Raw genomic sequence first — 19252 nt, 5'->3', positions numbered from 1 at the left:
GACGTCGTTCTGAAGGAGGAGGACATCATGCGTAACGCCGTGATCGTGTCGACCGCCCGCACTCCGATCGGACGGGCCTACCGCGGTGCCTACAACGACACGTCGGGACAGGAACTGGCAGGACACGTCATCAGGGCCGCGGTCGAACGAGCGGGCCTGGAAGGTCCGGAGATCGACGACGTCATCCTCGGATGCGCCATGCAGCAAGGCAGCACCGGTTTCAACGTCGCTCGGCAAAGCGCTCTGCGCGCCGGTCTCCCGGACTCTGTGGCGGGAATGTCGGTGGACCGGCAGTGCGCATCCGGTCTCATGGCGATCGCGACGGCGGCCAAGCAGATCGTGCACGACGGGATGCAGGTGGTCGTCGGTGGCGGGGTGGAGTCGATCTCGCTGGTCCAGAACGACCACCAGAACGGCTATCGCGCTGAGGACTCGTGGCTCCTGGCCCGGATTCCTGACATCTACTTGCCGATGCTGAACACTGCGGAGATCGTCGCCGACCGGTACGGCGTCACGCGTGAGGAGCAGGACGCGTTCGCCCTGATGTCTCAGATGCGTACGGCTGCCGCCCAGGCCGAGGGGCGCTTCTCGGACGAACTGGCACCGCTGACGACGACGAAGGTCGTGCGGAGCGAGGACGGTCCCCGGCGCGAGACCGTCACCTTGACCGCAGATGAGGGGAATCGACCTGGGACCACCATCGAAGCGCTGGCGGGTCTCCGGACGGTGTTCTCGGACGGGCAGGTTTCGACGCGCGCGACGATCACGGCAGGCAACTCATCGCAGCTGTCGGACGGCGCGTCCGCGTCGGTCCTGATGGAGGAGGCCGAGGCGGAGCGGCGCGGTCTTGCGCCGCTGGGACGCTATGCCGGCATGGCAGTGGCCGGTTGCGCTCCGGACGAGATGGGGATCGGCCCGGTCTTCGCGATCCCCAAGCTCCTCGACGCGCACGGACTCAACGTCGATGACATCGACCTGTGGGAGCTGAACGAGGCCTTCGCCTCACAGGCCGTCTACTGTCGAGACAAGCTCGGCATCGATCCCGCGACGTACAACGTCAATGGCGGGGGCATCTCGATCGGACATCCGTATGGGATGACGGGTGCACGCCTTGTGGGGCACGCGCTCATCGAAGGGCGTCGGCGCAACGCCCGCTGGGTCGTTGTCACGATGTGCGTGGGCGGCGGCATGGGTGCGGCAGGTCTGTTCGAGGTCCTCTGAGGACCGCGGCACAACAAGTTCCAGGTACAAACCCCACTTCAGAGGAGATTCGGCACGTCATGGATCTAGGTATCGCAGGACGCACGGCGCTTGTCCTTGGGTCGAGCCAGGGCCTCGGCCGCGCGTGTGCGGAGGCTCTGATCGCCGAGGGGGTGAACGTCACGATCAACGGCCGCGATCGTCACAAGCTCGCTCAAGCGGCCGCTGAAGTCCAGGCCAACGCCGCGTACGGAGCGACGTGTAGCTACGTGGAGGCCGACGTCCTGACCGACGCCGGTCGAGCGGCCGTGCTGAGCGCGCTCCCGGAGGCGGACATCCTCGTCACCAACAATCGAGGTCCTCGCCCGGCTGCCTTCGACGACGTGACGACCGACGATCTGGAAGAAGGGATCCGGCTCCATTACCTGACCCCCATCTTCTTCGTGCGTCACTATCTGCCTGGAATGCGGGCCCGGCGCTGGGGGCGGATCGTCAACATCACCTCGGCGATGGTCGCCGCTCCTCATGCGCTGATGCTGGCGTCAGCCGGTGCTCGAACCGGTCTGACGGCGGTCATGAAGGCCATTCAGCGAGACGCCGTCCGTGACAACGTGACAATCAACCAACTGCTGCCTGAGCGCATCGACAGCCCACGCCAGCTACAAGTCGCCAGGGTCGAGATGGAGCGCGACGGCCTGACCTTCGAAGAGGCACGCGCCCGTCAGGCCAGCGGCGTGGCCGCCAAGCGCCTGGGACGCCCCGAGGAGTTCGGGGCCGCCTGTGCCTTCCTCTGCAGTGAGAACGCCGGCTACATCTCCGGGTCGAGCCTGCGCGTCGACGGCGGAAGCAACGCCGGACTCCTCTGAGGACCATCCGGAATTCAGGTGTACAGGAGGAAGCGTGTCGAATATCCAGTTGCTCCGCTACAACATCGAGCCCGGTCGGATGGACGACTTCATCGGCTGGTGGCGAGGGCTCGTGCCGATCCGGGAGCAGTACGGCTACCGGCTCCTCTTCGCTCTGGCCGACCGCGAGAACCACCAGTTCGTGTGGGCAGTCGAGCATGATCTCCCCATGGAGGAGGCCGAGGCGGTGTACAGGCGCGCCCCCGAGCGCGACGAGCACTGGTTGACGAACCCGGATGTCGTCGTGAGCTCGGTGGTGAACGTAGTCGATCCCATCATGACCGCTTGGCCCGGGAGCGCTGGGTGAACAGGCAGCACTCGCCAGAGGTCTTGTGAGCCTCACGTCACTCAGCATGGCCGCGACACCCTGAGCGCATGACGCCCGGGCACTGAGGAAAGGGAAGCCGATGCCGGAGAGTTACCTCGACTACGTTCGCAAGCCGGACGACGAACGGATTCGCATGCTGCGCGATGTGGATCCCCGCGGCCACGCCGCCCGTGCGGCTGCGATCCCTGAGGTGAACGCGGTCTTGCAGGAGTGGCTCGGGTTGTACCGGTCTGGTCCCTTCACCGGTGTGACCTCGGACGGAGAGCGGCGCGCCGGCCTGTTCGGCCGTCGTGACGAATCGGCTCCGAGCAAGGAGGCCGCTGCTGCGGCTGTGGCCTTCCTCGACCTGCTGTCTCCCGAGCAGCAGGAGGTCGTCTCGCATCCGATCAACAGCCGCGTCTGGCGGGCGTGGATGAACCCGGAGATCTACCTGCAGCAGTACGGCCTTCGGCTCGATGAATGCAGTCCTGAAATCCGGCTCGCCGCTCTTGAGCTCATGGCGTCGTCGCTGAGCGAAAGCGGGTTCGCCAAGGTGCAACAGGTCATGCGGGTCAATGACGAGCTCGGACGCCTCGTGCTCGCCCCTCAGATCATGAACGAGTTCAGCTACAACGTGAACGTGTTCGGCGATCCGCGGGCCGACGATGTCTGGGGCTGGCAGGTATACGGCCACCATCTCGCGCTCAACTGCTTCTTCGCGGGGGCGCAGATGGTGCTCACCCCTGTCTTCATGGGTGCGGAGCCAACCCGTCTGGACAGCACCAGGTGGGACGCGTCGTACTCGCTCTTCGCTCCTGAGGAGCGCCTCGCACTGCTTCTTGTCCGCAGTCTCGACGCCGAGGAGCGAGAGCGCGCCGTCCTGTTCGGCAAGAAGCGTGATTCAGCCATGCCGCCGGACCGCATCCACCCGGCGGACGAGCTCAACCTTGCTGGCGCGTTCCGCGACAACCGGGTGATCCCCTATGAGGGCATCTCGCTGACTGAGGTCAGCCCCGACAAGCAGCGCCTGGCTATGGCCATCGCGCGAGAGATGCTCGACTACCTCCCGTCCGGTCCATTGACCCACCGCATGCGCGAGCTGGAGTCGCACCTCGCAGACACCTACTTCGCTTGGATCGGGGGCACCGGCGACGACGACCCGTTCTACTTCAGGCTCCAGTCGCCTGTCGTGATCCTGGAGCTCGATCACCACGCGGGTGTCTTCCTCTCGAACGAGGAACCGAAGAAGTTCCATACCCATACAGTCATCCGGACCCCGAACGGCAATGACTACGGGGCGATGCTGCATGGACCCGCGGACGGCCCAGCCACTCTCGACGAGGATTGACATGCTCCCATCCCAGCGAATCTACGGATGTACGACAAATCCGATCAGGTCGGGATGATCAAGGCCACGCAATCGCGCCGTCGGCTGCTCGCTGGTTGCTCTTCGGCCAACGGCACCCTGAAACACCAAGCGACATTTTTGAACATTCTTGGCATGGGCATTTCCATGCGGAACGACGCGTACGGCACATTGCGTAAGCGCCCGGCACGAGAGCCACTTACTGTCTCTCCGCTACTTCAGCGGCAGAGGGACCGTCAGCGTTCCGGCGAGAGCGCTTCCGCGCCACCTGGGACCAGGGTTCGGATCCGGGCGTGGTTGATCCACTTCTCAGCGGCAGAGGGCTGCCGGCGCGAAGGCGGCGCCGGCCATGACGGCGTCCGTCTCGCCCTCGGCGACCGAGGGCGAGACGGATCCGCGTTCACAGGTGTGGCGAGATCATCCGGGTCCGGGAGAAGAGCCCGTCCTCAGGAGCTTGCCCGCTGGGCGAGCTGGTCCGGATTGAGGGTGAGCCAGTCGTAGTCGATGCTGTTCCAGAACGAGCACTGGTGCTGGGTCTCAAACGCCTCGGTCTTGAACGCGTGGCTGTTGTCGCCAGGCAGCAGCGACATGTACCTGCCGCTGCGGTACGGCGGCCAAGCCGCCTGCCCGATGGCCGTGGGGTTGGCGTTGCTCACGAACGAGCCCCAATAGCGCACCATCGCGTCGGACAGTTGCCGCTGTTCCGCAGTCAGCAACGTCGAGGCCTGCGAGGGGAACAGGTAGGGGAGCTCACTGCCGTGCGGGGCGCCGGGGTCGAAGCCGGGCGGAGCGTAGGAGCCGCCCGGAGCGTAGGCGGGCGGGTGGGGGTCGTCGAACTCGTAGAAGTACGTCCTCGGCTGCCTGGCCGCGAATCGCGCCGTGAGGTTCTGGTACTGGCAGCCGCCCAGTCCGTAGAAGACACTGCTGTCGTCCCATACCGAGCTGATGGCGTACGTCCCGGTGTACGGGCTGGGGTAGGCGCTGTAGGGGTAGTGCGCGAGCACCGCATCTGCCTGTGCCCCGAACTCGAGCCTGATCGCCCGCTCGTACTGTTCCTTGGTCGCGTTCGCGAACGGCAGTGCCCATCCACGCACCTCGTCGCGCGTGCTGCCGATCATGAGCGGGACCTTGTTGTACTGTCCGGATCGTACGGCGTCGGCCGGCGCGAGCGGCAGCTCAGGAGTCCCGGACACCGGCAGCGGTCCGGTCAGGATGCCGCCGATGAACCCGCGGCCGGCGGCCTCCAGCGCTTGGGAGGTCAGGCCCCGCAGACAGGACACGCTGGTGGCCGGATCGGTACAGCCTGCGGCCGTGGCGTAGTCCTTGCCCCGGGCGGCGGCCTGGGCGGCCGTGTGGCTCGGGCATCCACCGCTCTGGATGATCGCGCCGGTGAACAGGCCGCGCGCCGAAGGCGAGGCCATCAGGGCGCAGACGGAGTGGCCGCCGGCCGACTCGCCCGCGATCGTCACCTTGCGGGGGTCGCCGCCGAAGGCTCTGATGTTGCGCTGGGTCCAGCGCAGCGCCGCCTCCTGGTCGAGTAGGCCGTAGTTGCCCGCGCCCTGGTTGCTCAGCCCGGGCAGGGAGAGGAAGCCGAACACGTTGAGCCGGTAGTTGATCGACACGACCACGATGTTGTTGGTCTTGGCGAGCAGCGAGCCGTCGTTGTCGGCGCCCGAACCGCTGGAGAAGCCTCCGCCGTGAATCCAGACCATCACCGGCAGCGGCCGGTTCGTGCGCTGTTCGGGGGTGTAGACGTTGAGGTACAGGCAGTCCTCGCTCATGCCCGCGCCGTACGGCTGCATGCAGCGCGAGCCGAAGGCGGTCGCCTGCCGGACACCCGACCAGGCGGGAGCGGGCGCGGGAGGCTGCCACCGCCTGGCATCGACCGGCGGCGCGGCGTACGGGATGCCGAGGAACCGGTCGACCCCGTCCGCCGTGACTCCGGCGACCGCGCCCTTGTCGGTGGAGACCGTCAAGGAGTGGGACGTCGCGGACGCCGGTGTGACAGGTGTGACGGCCAGCAGGGCGAAGAGGCTTGCGACGACGGCAAGCCATCGCCGGAGGGTGAAACGCACTGAACCTCCCAAAGGATGGCAACGGGCGAGGCGCCAAATGTCCCCTTGAGATCAGTGGGTGCCAACGCCGCCGTTCCGTTCAACGGATCGAGTCTTTAAAGGGGGTCCACACCGATCGGTCCCACCTTGGAGGCGCCTCCTGGAGCGCCCAGGGGTGCGTCGCGGCCGGGCAACACTCCCTCGAAGAAGCGCCGGTTCTCGTCAAGGACGTCCGGGGCGGCCTTGCGGTCGGCGGAGATGGCCTGTTCCGGGCAGACCGTCTCGCAGGCGCCGCAGTCGATGCACTCGAGCGGGTTGATGTAGAGCTTGTGCCGCCCCTCGTAGATGCAGTCGACTGGACACTCCTCGACGCAGGAACGGTCCATGACGTCCGTGCAGGCGGGGCCGATGACGTAGGGCATGTCAGGTGTCCTTTTCTGTGGAGTGCCCGGGGAACAGCACAGCCCGGGGATCGATGACGGTGGCGGCGTTGTTGACGGCGGTGGCGGCCTCGCCGAACCCGACGGAGATCAGCCGGACCTTGCCGGGGTAGTCGGTGATGTCGCCGGCGGCGAAGACGCGCGGGAGGTTGGTGGCCATCCGGGTGTCCACGGTGATGTGGCGGGCGTGAAGGTGCAGGCCCCATTCCTCCATCGGGCCGAGGTCGGCGGTGAAACCGAGGGCCGCGACCACGGTCTGCGCCTGCAGCACCCGTACGGCGCCGTCCCGCAGCCGGACCTCGGCGGCCTCCACGTCGCCCTCCCCGCGCAGGGCGGTGACCTCGGCGTTGACGATGATCTCGATGCCGAGGTCGCGGACGTGCTCGATGCTCGCCCGGTGCGCGCGGAAGCGGTCCCGGCGGTGGACGAGGCGTACCGAACGGGCGATCGGGGCGAGCGCCGCGGCCCAGTCGAAGGCGCTGTCGCCGCCACCGACGATGACGACGTCCCGCCCGGTGTGCTCGTCGGGGTCCGGGACGAAGTACACCAGCCCGCGGCCGAGATACGCCTCCCCGGCGGGCAGCGGCCGGGGTGTGAACGTGCCGATGCCGCCGGTGATGACGACGGCTTCGGCACGGATGGCCTCGCCGCGGTCCGTGTGGACGACCGGGCGTCCCTCGCCGTCGTGGACGAGCGCGACCGCGCGGCGCCCCAGAAGATAAGTGGGCTTGTACTGATTCGCCTGCGCGAGCAGGTTGTCGACCAGGTTGCGGCCCTTCACCGCGGGGAACCCGGCGATGTCCAGGATGGGCTTCTCCGGGTACATCGCGCTGACCTGCCCGCCGACTTGGGGCAGGACGTCCAGGACGACAGTGCGCAGGCCACGGAAACCGGCATAGTACGCGCCGTAAAGCCCCGCGGGACCGGCGCCGATGACGAGCACCTCGGTCTCCATGACCACAGGGGCGTCGGTGGGAACGGACATGATGGAAGACCGTAGGGACGGTCGTAAACTTCGCAAATCGCCCCGTTCCGGTGAGCAGGACGCCGCGCTTATGCGAGCCGCGACCGGCTGGGAGGCTCCCTCCACAACCGACACGGCCTCCGGTGACAAGGGAGAGCTCACGTGAACACAAAATCCAGACCGAGTGTGAGGGCGGGTGTGATCGCCGCCTGTTCGGCTCTGCTCCTCCTCACCGGCTGCACTGCCGGAACCACCGATTCCAGCGAGGGGAACGCGGCCCAGGGGCCGCTCGTCCGGATCGCTCTCGGCGTCGACGCCTCCTACGCGCCGTTGTACCTGGCCCAGCAGAAGGGGCTGTTCGCCAAGGCGGGCCTCAACGTCCAGCTCATGCAGACCGAGGGGGGCCCGGCGGCCTCCCAGGCCGTCCAGGCGGGGACCGCGCAGCTGGCGCTCCAGTCCAACTCCACCGCACTGTCGCTGATGGCGGCCAGTGACGACCTGCGGGCCCTGGGCGTGTTCGAGTCCTCGGACCGCTACCTCAAGGTGGTGCTGCGCAAGGGCATCGACAAGCCCCAGCAGATCAAGACGATGGCCTCGATCCCAGGGATCGGCCTCTACTCGACGTACTCCTACCTGCGCTACAACAAGATCGATCCGGCCTCGGTGAAAATCCTGTCGAGTTCGGCGCCGGAGATTCCCGCCCTGCTGACCCGCGGCTCCATCGACGGCTACGTCCTCTTCGACCCGTGGGTGACCAAGGGGGTGGAGGGCGGGGGCCACATCGCGGGCCAGATCGGCGACTTCGGCGTCGGGTTCAGGCAGTGGCTGGTGGCCGGGCGCACCTGGCTGGAGAAGAACGAAGACCTCGCCGGGAAGGTGTTCCAGGTCATCGCGCAGGCCGACGAGATGGTGACCGCCGACCCCAAGGCGGCTGCCGAGGCGACCGAGAAGGAGGTGAAGATCCCCGCCGCCCAGACCGTCAAGGCGCTCCCGGAGATCAACTTCAAGGCACGCGGCTTCACCGACGAGGACTACACGAACGACAAGAAGCTCGTGGACTTCCTGCTGGAGCAGAAGCTCATCAAGAAGGCGCCCGATCTTCAGACCGTGATGCTGAAGGGCTGGTACGAGCAGCACGTCCGGCCATAGGCGCCTCATCCGATGTGCGGCGATCCTCAACCATCGAAGGGAACAGCCATGGACACCGGTTCCGTGGAGAAGGCGGCGGCCGCGTTGCTCGACGCGTACGCGACCGGCACCCCAATTCCACCACTAAGCACCACATATCCCGGCATGTCGATCGACGACGCCTACACGATCCAGCTCGCCCAGGTCCGCGAGTGGATCGCGGCGGGCGCCGTGGTCAAAGGTCACAAGGTCGGACTGACCTCAGCGGCGATGCAGCGGCAGCTCGGGGTGGACCAGCCGGATTTCGGCCATCTGACGGAACGGATGCTCTTCCAGGACTCCGCCCCGATCGACTCCGGGCGCTTCCTGCAGCCGCGGATCGAGCCGGAGATCGCCTTCGTGCTGGGCCGCCCGCTGTCGGGCCCCGGCGTGACCGCCGCTCAGGCGGCGGCCGCCGTCGACTTCGTTCTGCCCGCCCTGGAGATCATCGATTCCCGGATCGCGGACTGGAAGATCACCTTGGCGGACACCATCGCCGACAACGCCTCCAGCGGCGGCGTCGTGCTCGGCACCCGGCCGGTCCGGCTGGACGGTCTCGACCTGGCGCTGACCGGCTGCCTGCTGCACCGCGACGGCGTACTGGAGCAGACCGGCGCGGGCGGGGCGGTGCTCGGCGACCCGGTCAACGCGCTGGTCTGGCTGGCCAACGTGCTCGGCGAGCGCGGGGTGAGCCTGGAGGCCGGGCAGGTCGTGCTGCCCGGGTCGGTCACCGCGGCGATCCCCGTCGCGCCGGGCCAGACCGTCACCGCCACGTTCGCCGGCCTCGGCCCGGTGACCGCGGCCTTCGCGGAGGTGGCGCGGTGAGCAGGCTGAGCGCGGCGATCGTCGGGCCCGGGAACATCGGCACCGATCTGCTGGTCAAGCTGCTGCGCAGCGACGTGATCGAGATTCACTCGATGGTGGGCGTGGACCCGGCCTCCGACGGATTGGCCCGTGCCGCAGATCTCGGCGTAACGGCCTCCGCCGGCGGGGTGGACTGGCTGCTGTCCCAGGACACCCTGCCCGACCTGGTCTTCGAGGCCACCTCCGCCAAGGCGCACCTGGCCAACGCCCCGCGTTACGCCGGGGCCGGGATCACGGCGATCGATCTCACCCCCGCCGCCGCCGGGCCGTTCGTGTGCCCGCCGGTCAACCTGGACACCCTGTCCGACGCGCCCAACCTCAACATGATCACTTGTGGCGGCCAGGCGACCATCCCGATCGTGCACGCCGTCTCGCGAGTGGTCCCGGTCGCCTACGCCGAGATCGTGGCCTCGATCGCCTCCCGCTCGGCGGGCCCGGGCACGCGGGCCAACATTGACGAGTTCACCGAGACGACCGCCCGCGCCATCGAGCAGGTCGGCGGCGCCGCCAGGGGCAAGGCGATCATCATACTCAACCCGGTGACGCCCCCGATGATCATGCGGGACACGGTGTTCTGCGCGATCCCCGAGGACGCCGACACCGGCGCGGTCAGCGACTCGATCCACGAGATCGTCGCCGAGGTGGCCGCGTACGTGCCCGGATACACCCTGCGCGCCGAGCCGCAGTTCGACCCTCCCCGCGACATCTGGAACGGCATGGCCCGCGTCGCGGTGTTCCTGGAGGTCCGGGGCAACGGCGACTACCTGCCGCCGTGGGCCGGCAACCTCGACATCATGACCGCCGCCGCCGCCCGGGTGGGCGAGCAACTCGCCCTGAGGAAGGTGACCGCGTGAGCACCAAGATCAGGATCACCGACTCCACCCTGCGCGACGGCAGCCACGCCATGGCCCACCGCTTCACCCAGGAACAGGTACGCGGTGTCGTCCACGCGCTCGACCGGGCCGGGGTGGAGGTCATCGAGGTCAGCCACGGCGACGGACTCGGCGGGTCGTCCTTCAACTACGGCTTCTCCCTGGAGGACGACGTCAAGCTGGTCGCGGCCGCAGTCGACGAGGCGCGCCAGGCGAAGATCGCCGTCCTGCTGCTGCCCGGCCTCGGCACGGTGGAGGACCTGAAGCAGGCTCGGGACGCCGGGGCCTCGGTCGCCCGGATCGCCACCCACTGCACCGAGGCTGACGTCTCCTTGCAGCACTTCGCCGCCGCCCGCGCCCTCGGTATGGAGACCGTGGGCTTCCTCATGCTGTCGCACCGGATCGGCCCCGAACAGCTCGCCGCCCAGGCCCGGATCATGGTGGACGGCGGCGCGCAGTGCGTGTACGTCGTGGACTCCGCCGGAGCCCTCGTGCTCGGCGAGGCACAGGCCCGGATCAGCGCGCTGGTCGCCGAGATCGGCCACGAGGCCCAGGTCGGCTTCCACGGTCACCAGAACCTCTCGCTCGGCGTGGCCAACTCGGTGCTGGCCACGCAGAACGGCGCACTCCAGATCGACGGCGCGCTGTGCGCCCTCGGCGCAGGAGCCGGCAACTCCCCCACCGAAGTGCTCGTCGCCACCTTCGAACGGCTCGGCATCCCCACCGGCGTGGACGTGCAGGGCGCGCTGGCCGCCGCCGAAGACGTCGTCAAGCCGTTCCTGCACCGCCTGCCGTTCGCCGACCGCTCAGCGATCACCCAGGGCTACGCCGGGGTGTACTCCAGCTTCCTGCTGCACGCCGAACGGGCCGCCGAGCGGTACGGCGTACCGGCGCACGAGATCCTGCAGCGGGTCGGCGAGGCCGGGTACGTCGGCGGCCAGGAGGACATGATCATCGACGTCGCCCTGCAGCTCGTCGCCGAACGCGACCGCGTCGCCTGACAAAACGGAAAGGGAAGGCTCCCGGGAAACCCCGGGAGCCTTCAGGACGGCCGGAGCAGCTCGACCGTCCCGACGACGCAGGGCGTGCCGTCGGCCTTGACGATGGCCGCTTCGAGGCACAGGCGCACTCCGTCGTCCTCGGGCTCGGACTCGCGGACGGACGCCGTCCAAACAAGGGGCTCGCCCGCCACGGCGGAGGCCTGGTTGCGCCAGCTCACCGAGCGCAGCCGCGCCTGCGGCCCGGCCCAGTCGAGCGCGTGCCTGGCGAGCATCTCGCCGTGCAGCGTGGACTGCACGACCGTCCCGGTGAAGCCCTCGGAGATCGCGTACGGTTCGTCGTAGTGGATGCGGTGCGCGTTCCACGAGACGGCGCTGAACCGGAACAGTTGCACCGTGCTGTGGGAGTAGGCGCGCGGAGGGCATGATTCGGTCACGGCAGGTCCATCACAATGATCGTCTCGTCCACGGAGGCCAGGTCCGTCCCGTCCTCATCGATGAAGCGCGTCGTGACGCCCAGCACGACGAAGTTGCCGGAGCGGCCCCGCTTCGGGGCGGCCGAGCACACCGCGCGCAGCGCTCGGACGTGTGTGCCCGCCACGAGCGGACCTCCCAGCCGGACCGTCTGGCCGCCGTGCACCTGACGCACCGGCAGACCGCGCGTGCACGGCGACTCCCTGACCGCCAGCCCGTCCGGCCGCAGCTCGTCCTCGACGGGACCGTCCTCCCAGCTCATCACGCCGGTGAGGAACAGCGGCGGGGCCGTCACGGGCCGTCCGGCCGCCTCGGCCGCGCGCGCGTCCCGCAGGTAGGCGGTGTCGTTGACCGCCGCGGCGTACCGGCGGAACTCCTTCGCGGTGACGACGCCGCAGTCCTCGTCCTCCCAGCGACCGGCCAGCTCACCGGCCCGCGCCAGCACCTCGGCCAGCGCGGGACTCAGGGTGCTCACAGGACCCGCTGCAGCGAGCGGGTGATGCCCATGCTCGCCGTACGCAACGCGCCGGAAAGCTTGCCCGGGTCCATCCGGTAGGTGGGTCCCGTCACCGAGAGCGCACCGACGAGCGCGGCGTCCCGGTCGAACACCGGGACGGCGGTGCTCATGTAGCCGAGCCGGACCTCCTCGAACTCGGTCGCGACCTCCTCCAGCCGGATCCGGTCGAGCTGGGCGCGCAACCGGGCGGGGGAGGTGATGGTGTGGCGGGTGAGCGGCTTCAACCCGTTGCGTACGACCTCGATGAAGAGCGACTCCGGGCCGAAGGCCAGGATGACCTTGCCGGTGGCGGTGCAGTAGAGCGGGAGCCGGCCGGCCACCCGCGACTGCTGCCCGAGGCCCCGGTGCGCCAGGATCTTCTCCAGGTACAGCACCTCCAGGCCGTCGTGGATCGCGAAGTGGATGGTCTCGTGCGTGCTGAGCAGGAGATCCTCCATATAGGGCTGCGCGATCTCACGGAGGATCCGTTGCCGGTGCACCCGCTGGCCGATCTCGAATAACCGCAGGCCGAGCCGGTAGTCGCTGCCCTCCCGCTCCAGCAGCCCCCATTTGACGAGCTCCTGGGCCAGCCGGTGCACGGTCGCCTTCGCCACGCCGGTGCGCCGGACGAGCGCGGCCAGGGACAGGGTGGCGTCGTCCGCGGTGAACGCCTCGATGATCAGCTGGGCCTTGCCGAGCACGGAGTTCATGGGATCGGGGCAGGTGGCCTGCTTCGGAGGCTCGGAACGGGGGGTTTCGAACGAGATGATGGTCATGGGAAAAACCTGGCGAGCAACTCAGAAACCTCCACCGACCGTTGTTCCATCAATGGAATCATGCCCCCGTCGATAATCGCTACCTTTGACATCTCCAGTTGCGATGACAGTTTTCCGAGGTCAGGCACGGTGAACGGGTCGGCCGAGGCGCCCACGCAGAGCGTGGGGCAGCGGATCAGACCGATCCGGTCCTCCATCCGGTAGCGGCTGACGGCCTCGTGGCCGCGTTCCACGTCGTCACCGACGATGAGGGCGTCGCGTACGAACCGGGTCAGCAGATCGGGCCTGGCGGGAGGATAGTACGGCTGCCTGCGACGCCAGAGAGCGGTCAGGTGCGCACCGTCCGGGTCCGGCTCGACGGCGTCGATGGGCGGCCGGTGCCGGCGCGCCTCCCGTGCCTCCGCGTCCACGTACGGCGTGGAGGACAGCACCAGCGCCGTCACCCGTTCAGGCGCCCGGGCCGCCACCTCGACCGCGATCACTCCGCCGGTGTGGTGGCCGACCAGCGCGACCTCGGCCAGCCCGAGCGCGTCCAGGAACTCGACGACGGTCGCGGCGTAGGTCTCGATCGAGTGCTCGGCGAGCGGCGCCGACGCGCCGAAGCCGATGGTGTCCATCGCGATGGCCCGGTGGGTGCGGCCGAGCAGCGGAAGCACCTCCCGGTACTCGTCCCACGACCGAGGGGTCTGGTGCAGGAGCAGCACCGGCGCCCCGGTGCCGCACTCGGCGTAGTGCACCTGCCCGCGGGAGGTGTCCGCGTAGCCGAACCGGATCGTTCGGCCCACGGCCTCGTCCGTCATGATGACGCGGCGAGAAAGGCCAGGCTCATCGGGTTGTAGAGGTCGGCCTTCTCGTGCTGCGGCCAGTGTCCGCAGTCGTTGAAGATCTCCAGCCGGGAGCCCGGGATGGCCTCCGCGATCGCCTCGGCCTCCGGAATCGCCCCGAAAGGGTTCTTGTTTCCCCAGACCACCAGGGTGGGCGCCTTGATCGCGGCCATGCGCTCGGGCCGCAGCAGGTTGCGCTCGCGCGTCTCGACGTGTTGCAGGGCCAGCAGGTTGTGCAGGTTCGCCGCGAACTCCGGCCGGTGGTAGATGTCGAACCGGACGTCGGTCAGCTCGTCACCGAGGTCCTCGTCCCAGTGCGCCCACAGCAGCCCCAGCCGCTCGCGGGTGAGCGCCGGATCGTCACTCTCCACGGCCGCGCGGGTCGAGGTCTTCAGCCGTTCCATCACCGCCGGGTTGACCTGCGTCCCGCCCATGCAGAGCAGCTGGAGCGAGGCGACCCTGTCGGGATGCTCACTCGCCGCCCAGGACGCCACCCAGCCGCCGAGCGACTCCCCGACCAGGTGCGCGCGCTCCGCGCCGACCGCGTCGAGGTAGGCCAGCAGGTGCTCGACGTAGGCGGGGATCTCCCCCGGCTTGTCGGGCTTGCCGGTGTGACCGTGCCCGAGCATGTCGATGGCGTGGCAGCGGTAGCGTTCGGCGTGCGCGGGGATGTTGCGTACGAACGCCTCCAGGTGCCCCGTCGTGCCGTGCAGGAAGACGACGTGCTCGCCGTCCTCGGGCCCGGCCTGCAGAGCACGGGTACGGATGCCGCCGGCGTCCACGTACGTGTGCCGGTAGTCGACGTCGATGAGTTCGGTCCAGATGCTCATGATCACCCTTCGTGGTTCGTCGGATCGAGGACGGCGACGCCCATCCCGGTGAGCCATTCGGGGATGACCTCGTAGGCCAGGCGTCGTGCGGGGATGTGGTCCATCACGGCCGCCATGAGCAGCCAGGTGCGCAGTTCCTGCGCGCCGTTGCCGGCCACCTCCTCCAGCCGTTCGGTGGTGTACTCGCTCAGCCGCGCCGCCTTCCCGCTCTCCAGCAGGGACAGGAACTCTTCGTCGAACTCCGTGTTGACGGCCGACTCGGCGGCTCGGATGATCTCGCGGCGACGCGCGTCGTAGTCCTGCCAGTTGTCACGGCCGTCGAGCCAGGCCCTGACCATGAACTCCTCTTCGTCCCCGTGCGGGTCCCGCCAGTCCGGCCAGGGCAGCCGGTGCGACAGGCCGCCGGACCCGACCACCGCGACGCGGCGGTCACCGGGGAAGGCGAGCACGGCCTCGCGGATGGCTCTGCCCAGCCGTTCGCATCGGTCCAAGGTGGGCAGCGGGTGGGCGAAGACGTTCACCACCAGCGGGACGATCCGCACGTCCAGCCCGTCCAGCAGGTACTGGATCGCGTGGGACTGCCCGTGGTCGATCTGCAGCCTGGCCGAGAAGGCCAGGTCGAACCGTCCGCTCTCGACGAGCGTGCCGGCGAGGTGGTGCGCGAGCGGCTCGTCCACCGGCTGCGGGCCCTTGGGCGTCCCCGACTCGCCGCTGGCCAGGCATTCACCGACGCCGATCGTGAAGCTCGGGATCAGGTCGAGCCAGAAACCGCGGAAGTGGTTGGAGCCGATGATGATCACGGTGTCCGCACGCGCGGCGGCGATGGCGTCGCGGGCCTGCCAGAGCGCGTTCCGGAACCGCTCCGCGCGGTCCTTGTGGAGGGTCTGCTCCCAGTGCGTGTTCATCAGCGTGGAGTGGGAGGCTCCCACGCCGAGGACGATGTCGGTCATACGTCCGTCCCTCGGGTCGTTTCGTGCCGGGCGCGGGTGAGCGTGTCGACGGCGGTGCGGACCAGGAGGCGGGTCAGGCGCTCCATCTCCTTCAGGTCCACGGTGTTCATGCCGAGCGAGAAGTCGAGGTCGAACGGCGCGTCGGTCACCTTCGGCATCCCGATCCTGGCCGTGGGGACCCCCCTGGCACGCAGGATGTTGGCGTCCGTCGCGCCGCTGTTGCCGCGGATCACCTCGTGGCCGCGGCCTTCCAGAGCCTCCCAGCTCGCGATGGCGCTGCGGCATACCCAGCCGTCCGGATCGCTCGCGGTGCCGGGGATCGCGAGGATCATCTCGGCGCGGGCGTCCAGCCCCGGATGGCCGGCCCTGATCTTCTCCAGGGCCGCGAAGAACTCCCGTTTGGCCTCCATCGGCGTCATCCGGGGGCTGAGCCGCAGGTCGACCCGGAGCTTGCAGGCGGCCGGGGTGACCGCGGCCATCCGCGGCCACCCGCCCCGGATCGAGGAGACGATGCCCTGGGGGGCGACGATGCCCTCGGTGTGCCGCTCGGCGTAGGCGGCGAACCAGTCCTCCAGTTCCCGTACGACCAGGCCCGCCGCCGCGATCGCGTTGTCGTAGGGCAGCCGGTGCCGCGAGCCGACGTAGGTGTGCGTGCCGCGGACGGTGACCTCGAACCAGGCCAGCCCGACCTCCTCCCAGGAGACCGTCCAGCCGGGCTTGGCGATCAGGGCGTAGTCGGCCCAGACGCCCTGCTCCAGCAGGAACGAGCAGCCGGCGCCCTGCCCGGTGTTGCGCCGGGGGCCGGTGGGCCGCGCGTTGGTCGGCATGCCGCCCGCACCGAACGCGGCGATCAGGTCGCCGGTCAGCGGGACCTCGGCCCGCGCGATCGCCTCGGCGGCCATCATCACGCACGCGGCGTGACCCTTGGGATTCGAGGCGCCGAGCCCCATCACCAGATCCCCGTCGGCGATCGCCTCGGGCCGCATGTCGGGACGGAGCTCGTCGCCGATCCAGGGCACGTCCTCGGCCGGATCGCCGACGGTCAGCGTGTCGATCGGGGCGTACAGCATCACATCGGGACCGGTTCCGTCGCCGTCCAGCCGCGCCCACGCGTTGGCCTGCCGATCGTCGAGCGGCTGCACCCGGGCGTGGCACCCGGCCGCCGTGAGCACGGCCGTGATGTGCTCGGCCAGCGGCCGCTCGTCGCCGGTCGGGCTGGGGATGTCCACGAGCCCGGTGACCAGCTCCTTCAGCCGCTCGCGGGTGATGTGCGCCCAGGCTCCGGAGACCAGGTCGCGCCGCCGCTCGTCCAGGCCGGTGAGCCCGCCGGGAGCCGTCACTGGTTGATCCGGTGGACTTGAGTGCCGCTCGTGCGGGCGATCCACCTCCACAGCGCGGGGACCGCCACGGCGAGGGCCACACCCGAGAGCAAGGCGATGACGACGCGTTTCATGACTCTTTCCTTTTCGTGGTGGTTCCGGCACCGCATTCGGTGAGTTTCTTGGCGTACTGCTCCTCGCTGAGGCTCCGCCAGGCGGTCAGCGAGACGTCAGGGCGGTAGAGCTTCTCGGGAGGAGCGTCGGTGACGTCGACCATCCAGGCGTCCTGGGCGGAGAACTGGCCGTGGAACAGCCAGCGGATCGCGCCCAGGTATTTCGCGTAGAAGCCGAGGGTCTTCCAGCCCTGCGTGAAGTTCACCATCACGCCGACGTACCGGTGATGGCCGGCATCGACGGGGACGTAGAACTCGTAATGGATGAAGTTCGGGTAGGCGATGCGCAGCGTCCCCGGCATCGACAACGAGGCGAACCCGGGGAAGCCGCGCGACTCGATCACCGGGTCGACCCGCTTCGGCTTGCCGGTGTTGCCGATGTTGAACGACTCCTTGGGCGGCTGGAACTTCCACCACCGCTTGTTCGTCCACCGCCCCACGCCCGGGAAGTCGGCCTCCCAGTGCACCTCGTCCTGGACCCGGAAGATCCACCGGCCCTCCTGGACGATGCGGGTGATGTTCCAGGTCGGCATCGGCTTGAACAGCCGCCACAGCGCCGTGCGGTGCAGGTACTTCGCGTGGCCCTCGTCGAAGCCGTTCTCGCAGGCGAAGCGCCAGTTGCCGCGGCGCGGCTCGATCCGCCCGCCCATCACGAAAGCGTTGCCGGCCAGTTCCTCCGGGAGCTGTTCGTCGATCGGGGGCGGCGGTTCGGCGGCGATCGGGACGTACACCCAGACCATGCCGAGGCGCTCCTCGACCTTGAAGGTGCGCACCCCGAGCTTTCCGCAGATCCGCGAGTCGGGCCCGTCGGTGATCACCGCTGCCAGGCGGCCGCTGGGCAGGTCGAACGTCCAGCCGTGGTACGGGCAGCTGATCGTGCCCGGGAACTGCTGGTTGCCCTCCGACAGCGGCACCCCGCGGTGCGGGCAGCGGTCGTGCAGCGCGTATGCCACTCCTTTGTCCCTGATCAGGACGATCTTCTCGCCGCAGATCGTGTACGGGCGGGGATCGCCGGTGATGTGGCTCGACCAGGTGACCGGGTACCAGTAGCCCCGGAAGCCCTCGGCCGCGGCGTCGTAGTGCGGCCACGTCGACCAGTTCTGCCTGCCCGGCGCGGCGGCCGGGCGGCGTGCCCGGGACTCTGCCGCGGGCTCCGACCCGGCCGCCCGATCGAACGAGTCCTCACCCGTCGTCATATGCGTGTCCTTCCATCTGCTGCACCGATGTGTCCGAGAATCGGCCTTCTAGCCCGGATTGCCTACGGACCCGTCTCGCTAGACGGACCGCCGGAGGGCGGCGAAGCATCCTGGTGATGCGAGATTGCGGGCATGGATGAGCTCACCCCCACCGCGATGTTCTCCCTGGCCGGTCGCACCGCCCTGGTCACCGGCGGCACGTCGGGCATCGGCGCGGCGGCGGCCGAGGCACTGCTCGCGGCCGGCGCCAAGGTCGCGATCCTGTCCCGGGACGTCCGACGGGCGGAGCGTAAGGCAAAGGACCTCGGGCTCGGCGCCGCCGGGTTCGGCTGCGACATCACCGACGAAGCACAGGTCGACGCCGCCGTGACGGAGGTCGTACGGCGGTGGGGGCGGCTGGACGTGCTGGTGACGAGCGCGGGGCGGCTGGCCAGAGGAGCGGTCACGGCGCTGCCGACGGCGGACCTGCACGACTGCTTCGCCACCAATGTCTTCGGGACCTGGTACGCCTGCCGCGCCGCCGCCCGTGCCATGACCGCCACCGGCTTCGGGCGGATCATCACGCTCGGCTCGGTGCTCGGCCAGGCCGGGGCGCCGGAGCGCGCCGCCTACGCGGCCTCCAAGGGGGCGGTCGTCCAGCTGACGAAGTCGCTGGCGCTGGAGCTGGCGGGCACGGGCGTCACCGCCAACTGCCTGATGCCCGGGCCCATCCTGACCGAGATGAACGCGGAATCCCGGGACGATCCGGTGGCTCGGGCGTTCGTGGAGCGGGAGGTGCCGCTCGCCCGGTGGGGTGAGCCGGCCGACCTCGCGGGCGCGCTGCTGCTGCTCGCCTCGCCGGCCTCGGCGTTCATGACCGGCTCCGTGCTCGTGGTCGACGGCGGCTACCTGGCCCACTGAGGGCGTTCCGCTCAGCGGACCCATAGCCATGCGGCGACACGTAAGCGCAATCTACTGTTCGCCGAATCCGGCTACCGACCCCGTTGTACTCGCTCTACCAGCTGTCCCATCCAACTTATGAGGTGTTATGGAGGCACGGGCCACAAGACGCCACCCCGCCGGCGTCCTCCCGTTCAT

General features: G+C 69.0%; 20 protein-coding genes. 9 read left to right on the top strand and 11 right to left on the bottom strand.

Annotated elements, in window-relative coordinates; genetic code table 11:
* The first annotated feature begins 27 nt into the window (after positions 1-27).
* From AB0H75_RS27050 to AB0H75_RS27035, 4 genes are all read left to right on the top strand, one after another.
* Positions 28-1221: an acetyl-CoA C-acyltransferase gene (locus tag AB0H75_RS27050; protein ID WP_367800744.1), complete on the top strand. Its 1194-nt coding sequence runs from the start codon at positions 28-30 to the stop codon at positions 1219-1221.
* A gap of 59 nt (positions 1222-1280) precedes the next feature.
* Complete coding sequence (locus tag AB0H75_RS27045) at positions 1281-2066, top strand: SDR family oxidoreductase (RefSeq protein ID WP_367800742.1); 786 nt, start codon at positions 1281-1283, stop codon at positions 2064-2066.
* Between the two features lie 34 nt (positions 2067-2100).
* Positions 2101-2412, top strand: coding sequence for a hypothetical protein (locus AB0H75_RS27040; RefSeq protein WP_367800740.1), 312 nt, complete (start codon positions 2101-2103; stop codon positions 2410-2412).
* Between the two features lie 100 nt (positions 2413-2512).
* Entirely contained in the window at positions 2513-3760 is a 1248-nt protein-coding gene (locus AB0H75_RS27035) for a DUF3500 domain-containing protein (protein WP_367800738.1), read from the top strand.
* Positions 3761-4224: 464 nt separating this feature from the next.
* Here AB0H75_RS27035 and AB0H75_RS27030 read toward each other — a convergent pair whose 3' ends face one another.
* The 3 genes from AB0H75_RS27030 to AB0H75_RS27020 all read right to left on the bottom strand — a co-directional run bounded on the left by AB0H75_RS27030 (position 4225) and on the right by AB0H75_RS27020 (position 7257).
* Positions 4225-5754, bottom strand: a complete 1530-nt coding sequence (locus tag AB0H75_RS27030) for a carboxylesterase/lipase family protein (RefSeq protein ID WP_367800736.1) — start codon at positions 5752-5754, stop codon at positions 4225-4227.
* A 194-nt stretch (positions 5755-5948) separates the two neighbouring features.
* Entirely contained in the window at positions 5949-6254 is a 306-nt protein-coding gene (locus AB0H75_RS27025; RefSeq protein WP_367800734.1) for an indolepyruvate ferredoxin oxidoreductase subunit alpha, read from the bottom strand.
* A 1-nt stretch (position 6255) separates the two neighbouring features.
* On the bottom strand, positions 6256-7257 hold the full coding sequence (locus AB0H75_RS27020; RefSeq protein ID WP_367800732.1) for an NAD(P)/FAD-dependent oxidoreductase: 1002 nt from the start codon (positions 7255-7257) through the stop codon (positions 6256-6258).
* A gap of 165 nt (positions 7258-7422) precedes the next feature.
* Here AB0H75_RS27020 and AB0H75_RS27015 point away from each other — a divergent pair, with 165 nt between their 5' ends.
* Genes AB0H75_RS27015 through dmpG form a run of 4 tightly spaced genes read left to right on the top strand, consistent with a single transcriptional unit; the run spans position 7423 to position 11140 of the window.
* Positions 7423-8385, top strand: coding sequence for an ABC transporter substrate-binding protein (locus tag AB0H75_RS27015; RefSeq protein ID WP_367800730.1), 963 nt, complete (start codon positions 7423-7425; stop codon positions 8383-8385).
* 48 nt (positions 8386-8433) lie between these two features.
* Positions 8434-9228, top strand: a complete 795-nt coding sequence (locus tag AB0H75_RS27010; RefSeq protein WP_367800728.1) for a 2-keto-4-pentenoate hydratase — start codon at positions 8434-8436, stop codon at positions 9226-9228.
* Positions 9225-10121: an acetaldehyde dehydrogenase (acetylating) gene (locus AB0H75_RS27005; protein WP_367800726.1), complete on the top strand. Its 897-nt coding sequence runs from the start codon at positions 9225-9227 to the stop codon at positions 10119-10121. The genes AB0H75_RS27010 and AB0H75_RS27005 overlap by 4 nt, the downstream gene beginning before the upstream one ends.
* On the top strand, positions 10118-11140 hold the full coding sequence (dmpG, locus tag AB0H75_RS27000) for a 4-hydroxy-2-oxovalerate aldolase (protein WP_367800724.1): 1023 nt from the start codon (positions 10118-10120) through the stop codon (positions 11138-11140). Before AB0H75_RS27005 ends, dmpG begins: the two co-directional genes overlap by 4 nt.
* A 41-nt stretch (positions 11141-11181) precedes the next feature.
* Here dmpG and AB0H75_RS26995 read toward each other — a convergent pair whose 3' ends face one another.
* The 8 genes from AB0H75_RS26995 to AB0H75_RS26960 all read right to left on the bottom strand — a co-directional run bounded on the left by AB0H75_RS26995 (position 11182) and on the right by AB0H75_RS26960 (position 18175).
* Entirely contained in the window at positions 11182-11574 is a 393-nt protein-coding gene (locus tag AB0H75_RS26995) for an acyl dehydratase (protein WP_367800722.1), read from the bottom strand.
* Positions 11571-12086 carry a MaoC family dehydratase N-terminal domain-containing protein gene (locus tag AB0H75_RS26990; RefSeq protein ID WP_367800720.1) on the bottom strand — a complete coding sequence of 172 codons (516 nt, stop codon included), beginning with the start codon at positions 12084-12086 and terminating at the stop codon, positions 11571-11573. Before AB0H75_RS26990 ends, AB0H75_RS26995 begins: the two co-directional genes overlap by 4 nt.
* Positions 12083-12883, bottom strand: a complete 801-nt coding sequence (locus AB0H75_RS26985) for an IclR family transcriptional regulator (RefSeq protein ID WP_367800718.1) — start codon at positions 12881-12883, stop codon at positions 12083-12085. The genes AB0H75_RS26990 and AB0H75_RS26985 overlap by 4 nt, the downstream gene beginning before the upstream one ends.
* Positions 12880-13668: an alpha/beta fold hydrolase gene (locus tag AB0H75_RS26980; RefSeq protein ID WP_367800716.1), complete on the bottom strand. Its 789-nt coding sequence runs from the start codon at positions 13666-13668 to the stop codon at positions 12880-12882. Before AB0H75_RS26980 ends, AB0H75_RS26985 begins: the two co-directional genes overlap by 4 nt.
* Before the next feature lie 11 nt (positions 13669-13679).
* Complete coding sequence (locus tag AB0H75_RS26975) at positions 13680-14537, bottom strand: alpha/beta fold hydrolase (RefSeq protein WP_367800714.1); 858 nt, start codon at positions 14535-14537, stop codon at positions 13680-13682.
* Between the two features lie 2 nt (positions 14538-14539).
* On the bottom strand, positions 14540-15487 hold the full coding sequence (locus AB0H75_RS26970) for a hypothetical protein (RefSeq protein WP_367800712.1): 948 nt from the start codon (positions 15485-15487) through the stop codon (positions 14540-14542).
* Entirely contained in the window at positions 15484-16827 is a 1344-nt protein-coding gene (locus AB0H75_RS26965; protein ID WP_367800710.1) for a M20 family metallopeptidase, read from the bottom strand. Before AB0H75_RS26965 ends, AB0H75_RS26970 begins: the two co-directional genes overlap by 4 nt.
* Before the next feature lie 109 nt (positions 16828-16936).
* Positions 16937-18175, bottom strand: a complete 1239-nt coding sequence (locus tag AB0H75_RS26960; protein ID WP_367800708.1) for a Rieske 2Fe-2S domain-containing protein — start codon at positions 18173-18175, stop codon at positions 16937-16939.
* A 132-nt stretch (positions 18176-18307) separates the two neighbouring features.
* On the opposite strand from AB0H75_RS26960, the gene AB0H75_RS26955 reads away from it, so the two are divergent.
* Positions 18308-19075: an SDR family NAD(P)-dependent oxidoreductase gene (locus tag AB0H75_RS26955; protein WP_367800706.1), complete on the top strand. Its 768-nt coding sequence runs from the start codon at positions 18308-18310 to the stop codon at positions 19073-19075.
* Positions 19076-19252: the final 177 nt, after the last annotated feature.

It is taken from the genome of Nonomuraea sp. NPDC050783, from assembly GCF_040802095.1.
In the GTDB taxonomy this organism is placed as follows: domain Bacteria; phylum Actinomycetota; class Actinomycetes; order Streptosporangiales; family Streptosporangiaceae; genus Nonomuraea.
The sequence above is the reverse complement of the archived record's forward strand: the minus strand, read 5'-3'. Positions and strand labels throughout refer to the sequence as shown.

Coding starts and splice junctions, on each gene's coding strand:
- AB0H75_RS26970 (WP_367800712.1), bottom strand. CDS start 15,487: ATGACCGACATCGTCCTCGGCGTGGGAGCCTCCCACTCCACGCTGATG.
- AB0H75_RS26960 (WP_367800708.1), bottom strand. CDS start 18,175: ATGACGACGGGTGAGGACTCGTTCGATCGGGCGGCCGGGTCGGAGCCC.
- AB0H75_RS26955 (WP_367800706.1), top strand. CDS start 18,308: ATGGATGAGCTCACCCCCACCGCGATGTTCTCCCTGGCCGGTCGCACC.
- AB0H75_RS27050 (WP_367800744.1), top strand. CDS start 28: ATGCGTAACGCCGTGATCGTGTCGACCGCCCGCACTCCGATCGGACGG.
- AB0H75_RS26975 (WP_367800714.1), bottom strand. CDS start 14,537: ATGAGCATCTGGACCGAACTCATCGACGTCGACTACCGGCACACGTAC.
- AB0H75_RS27020 (WP_367800732.1), bottom strand. CDS start 7,257: ATGTCCGTTCCCACCGACGCCCCTGTGGTCATGGAGACCGAGGTGCTC.
- AB0H75_RS26985 (WP_367800718.1), bottom strand. CDS start 12,883: ATGACCATCATCTCGTTCGAAACCCCCCGTTCCGAGCCTCCGAAGCAG.
- AB0H75_RS27010 (WP_367800728.1), top strand. CDS start 8,434: ATGGACACCGGTTCCGTGGAGAAGGCGGCGGCCGCGTTGCTCGACGCG.
- AB0H75_RS27035 (WP_367800738.1), top strand. CDS start 2,513: ATGCCGGAGAGTTACCTCGACTACGTTCGCAAGCCGGACGACGAACGG.
- AB0H75_RS27045 (WP_367800742.1), top strand. CDS start 1,281: ATGGATCTAGGTATCGCAGGACGCACGGCGCTTGTCCTTGGGTCGAGC.
- AB0H75_RS27025 (WP_367800734.1), bottom strand. CDS start 6,254: ATGCCCTACGTCATCGGCCCCGCCTGCACGGACGTCATGGACCGTTCC.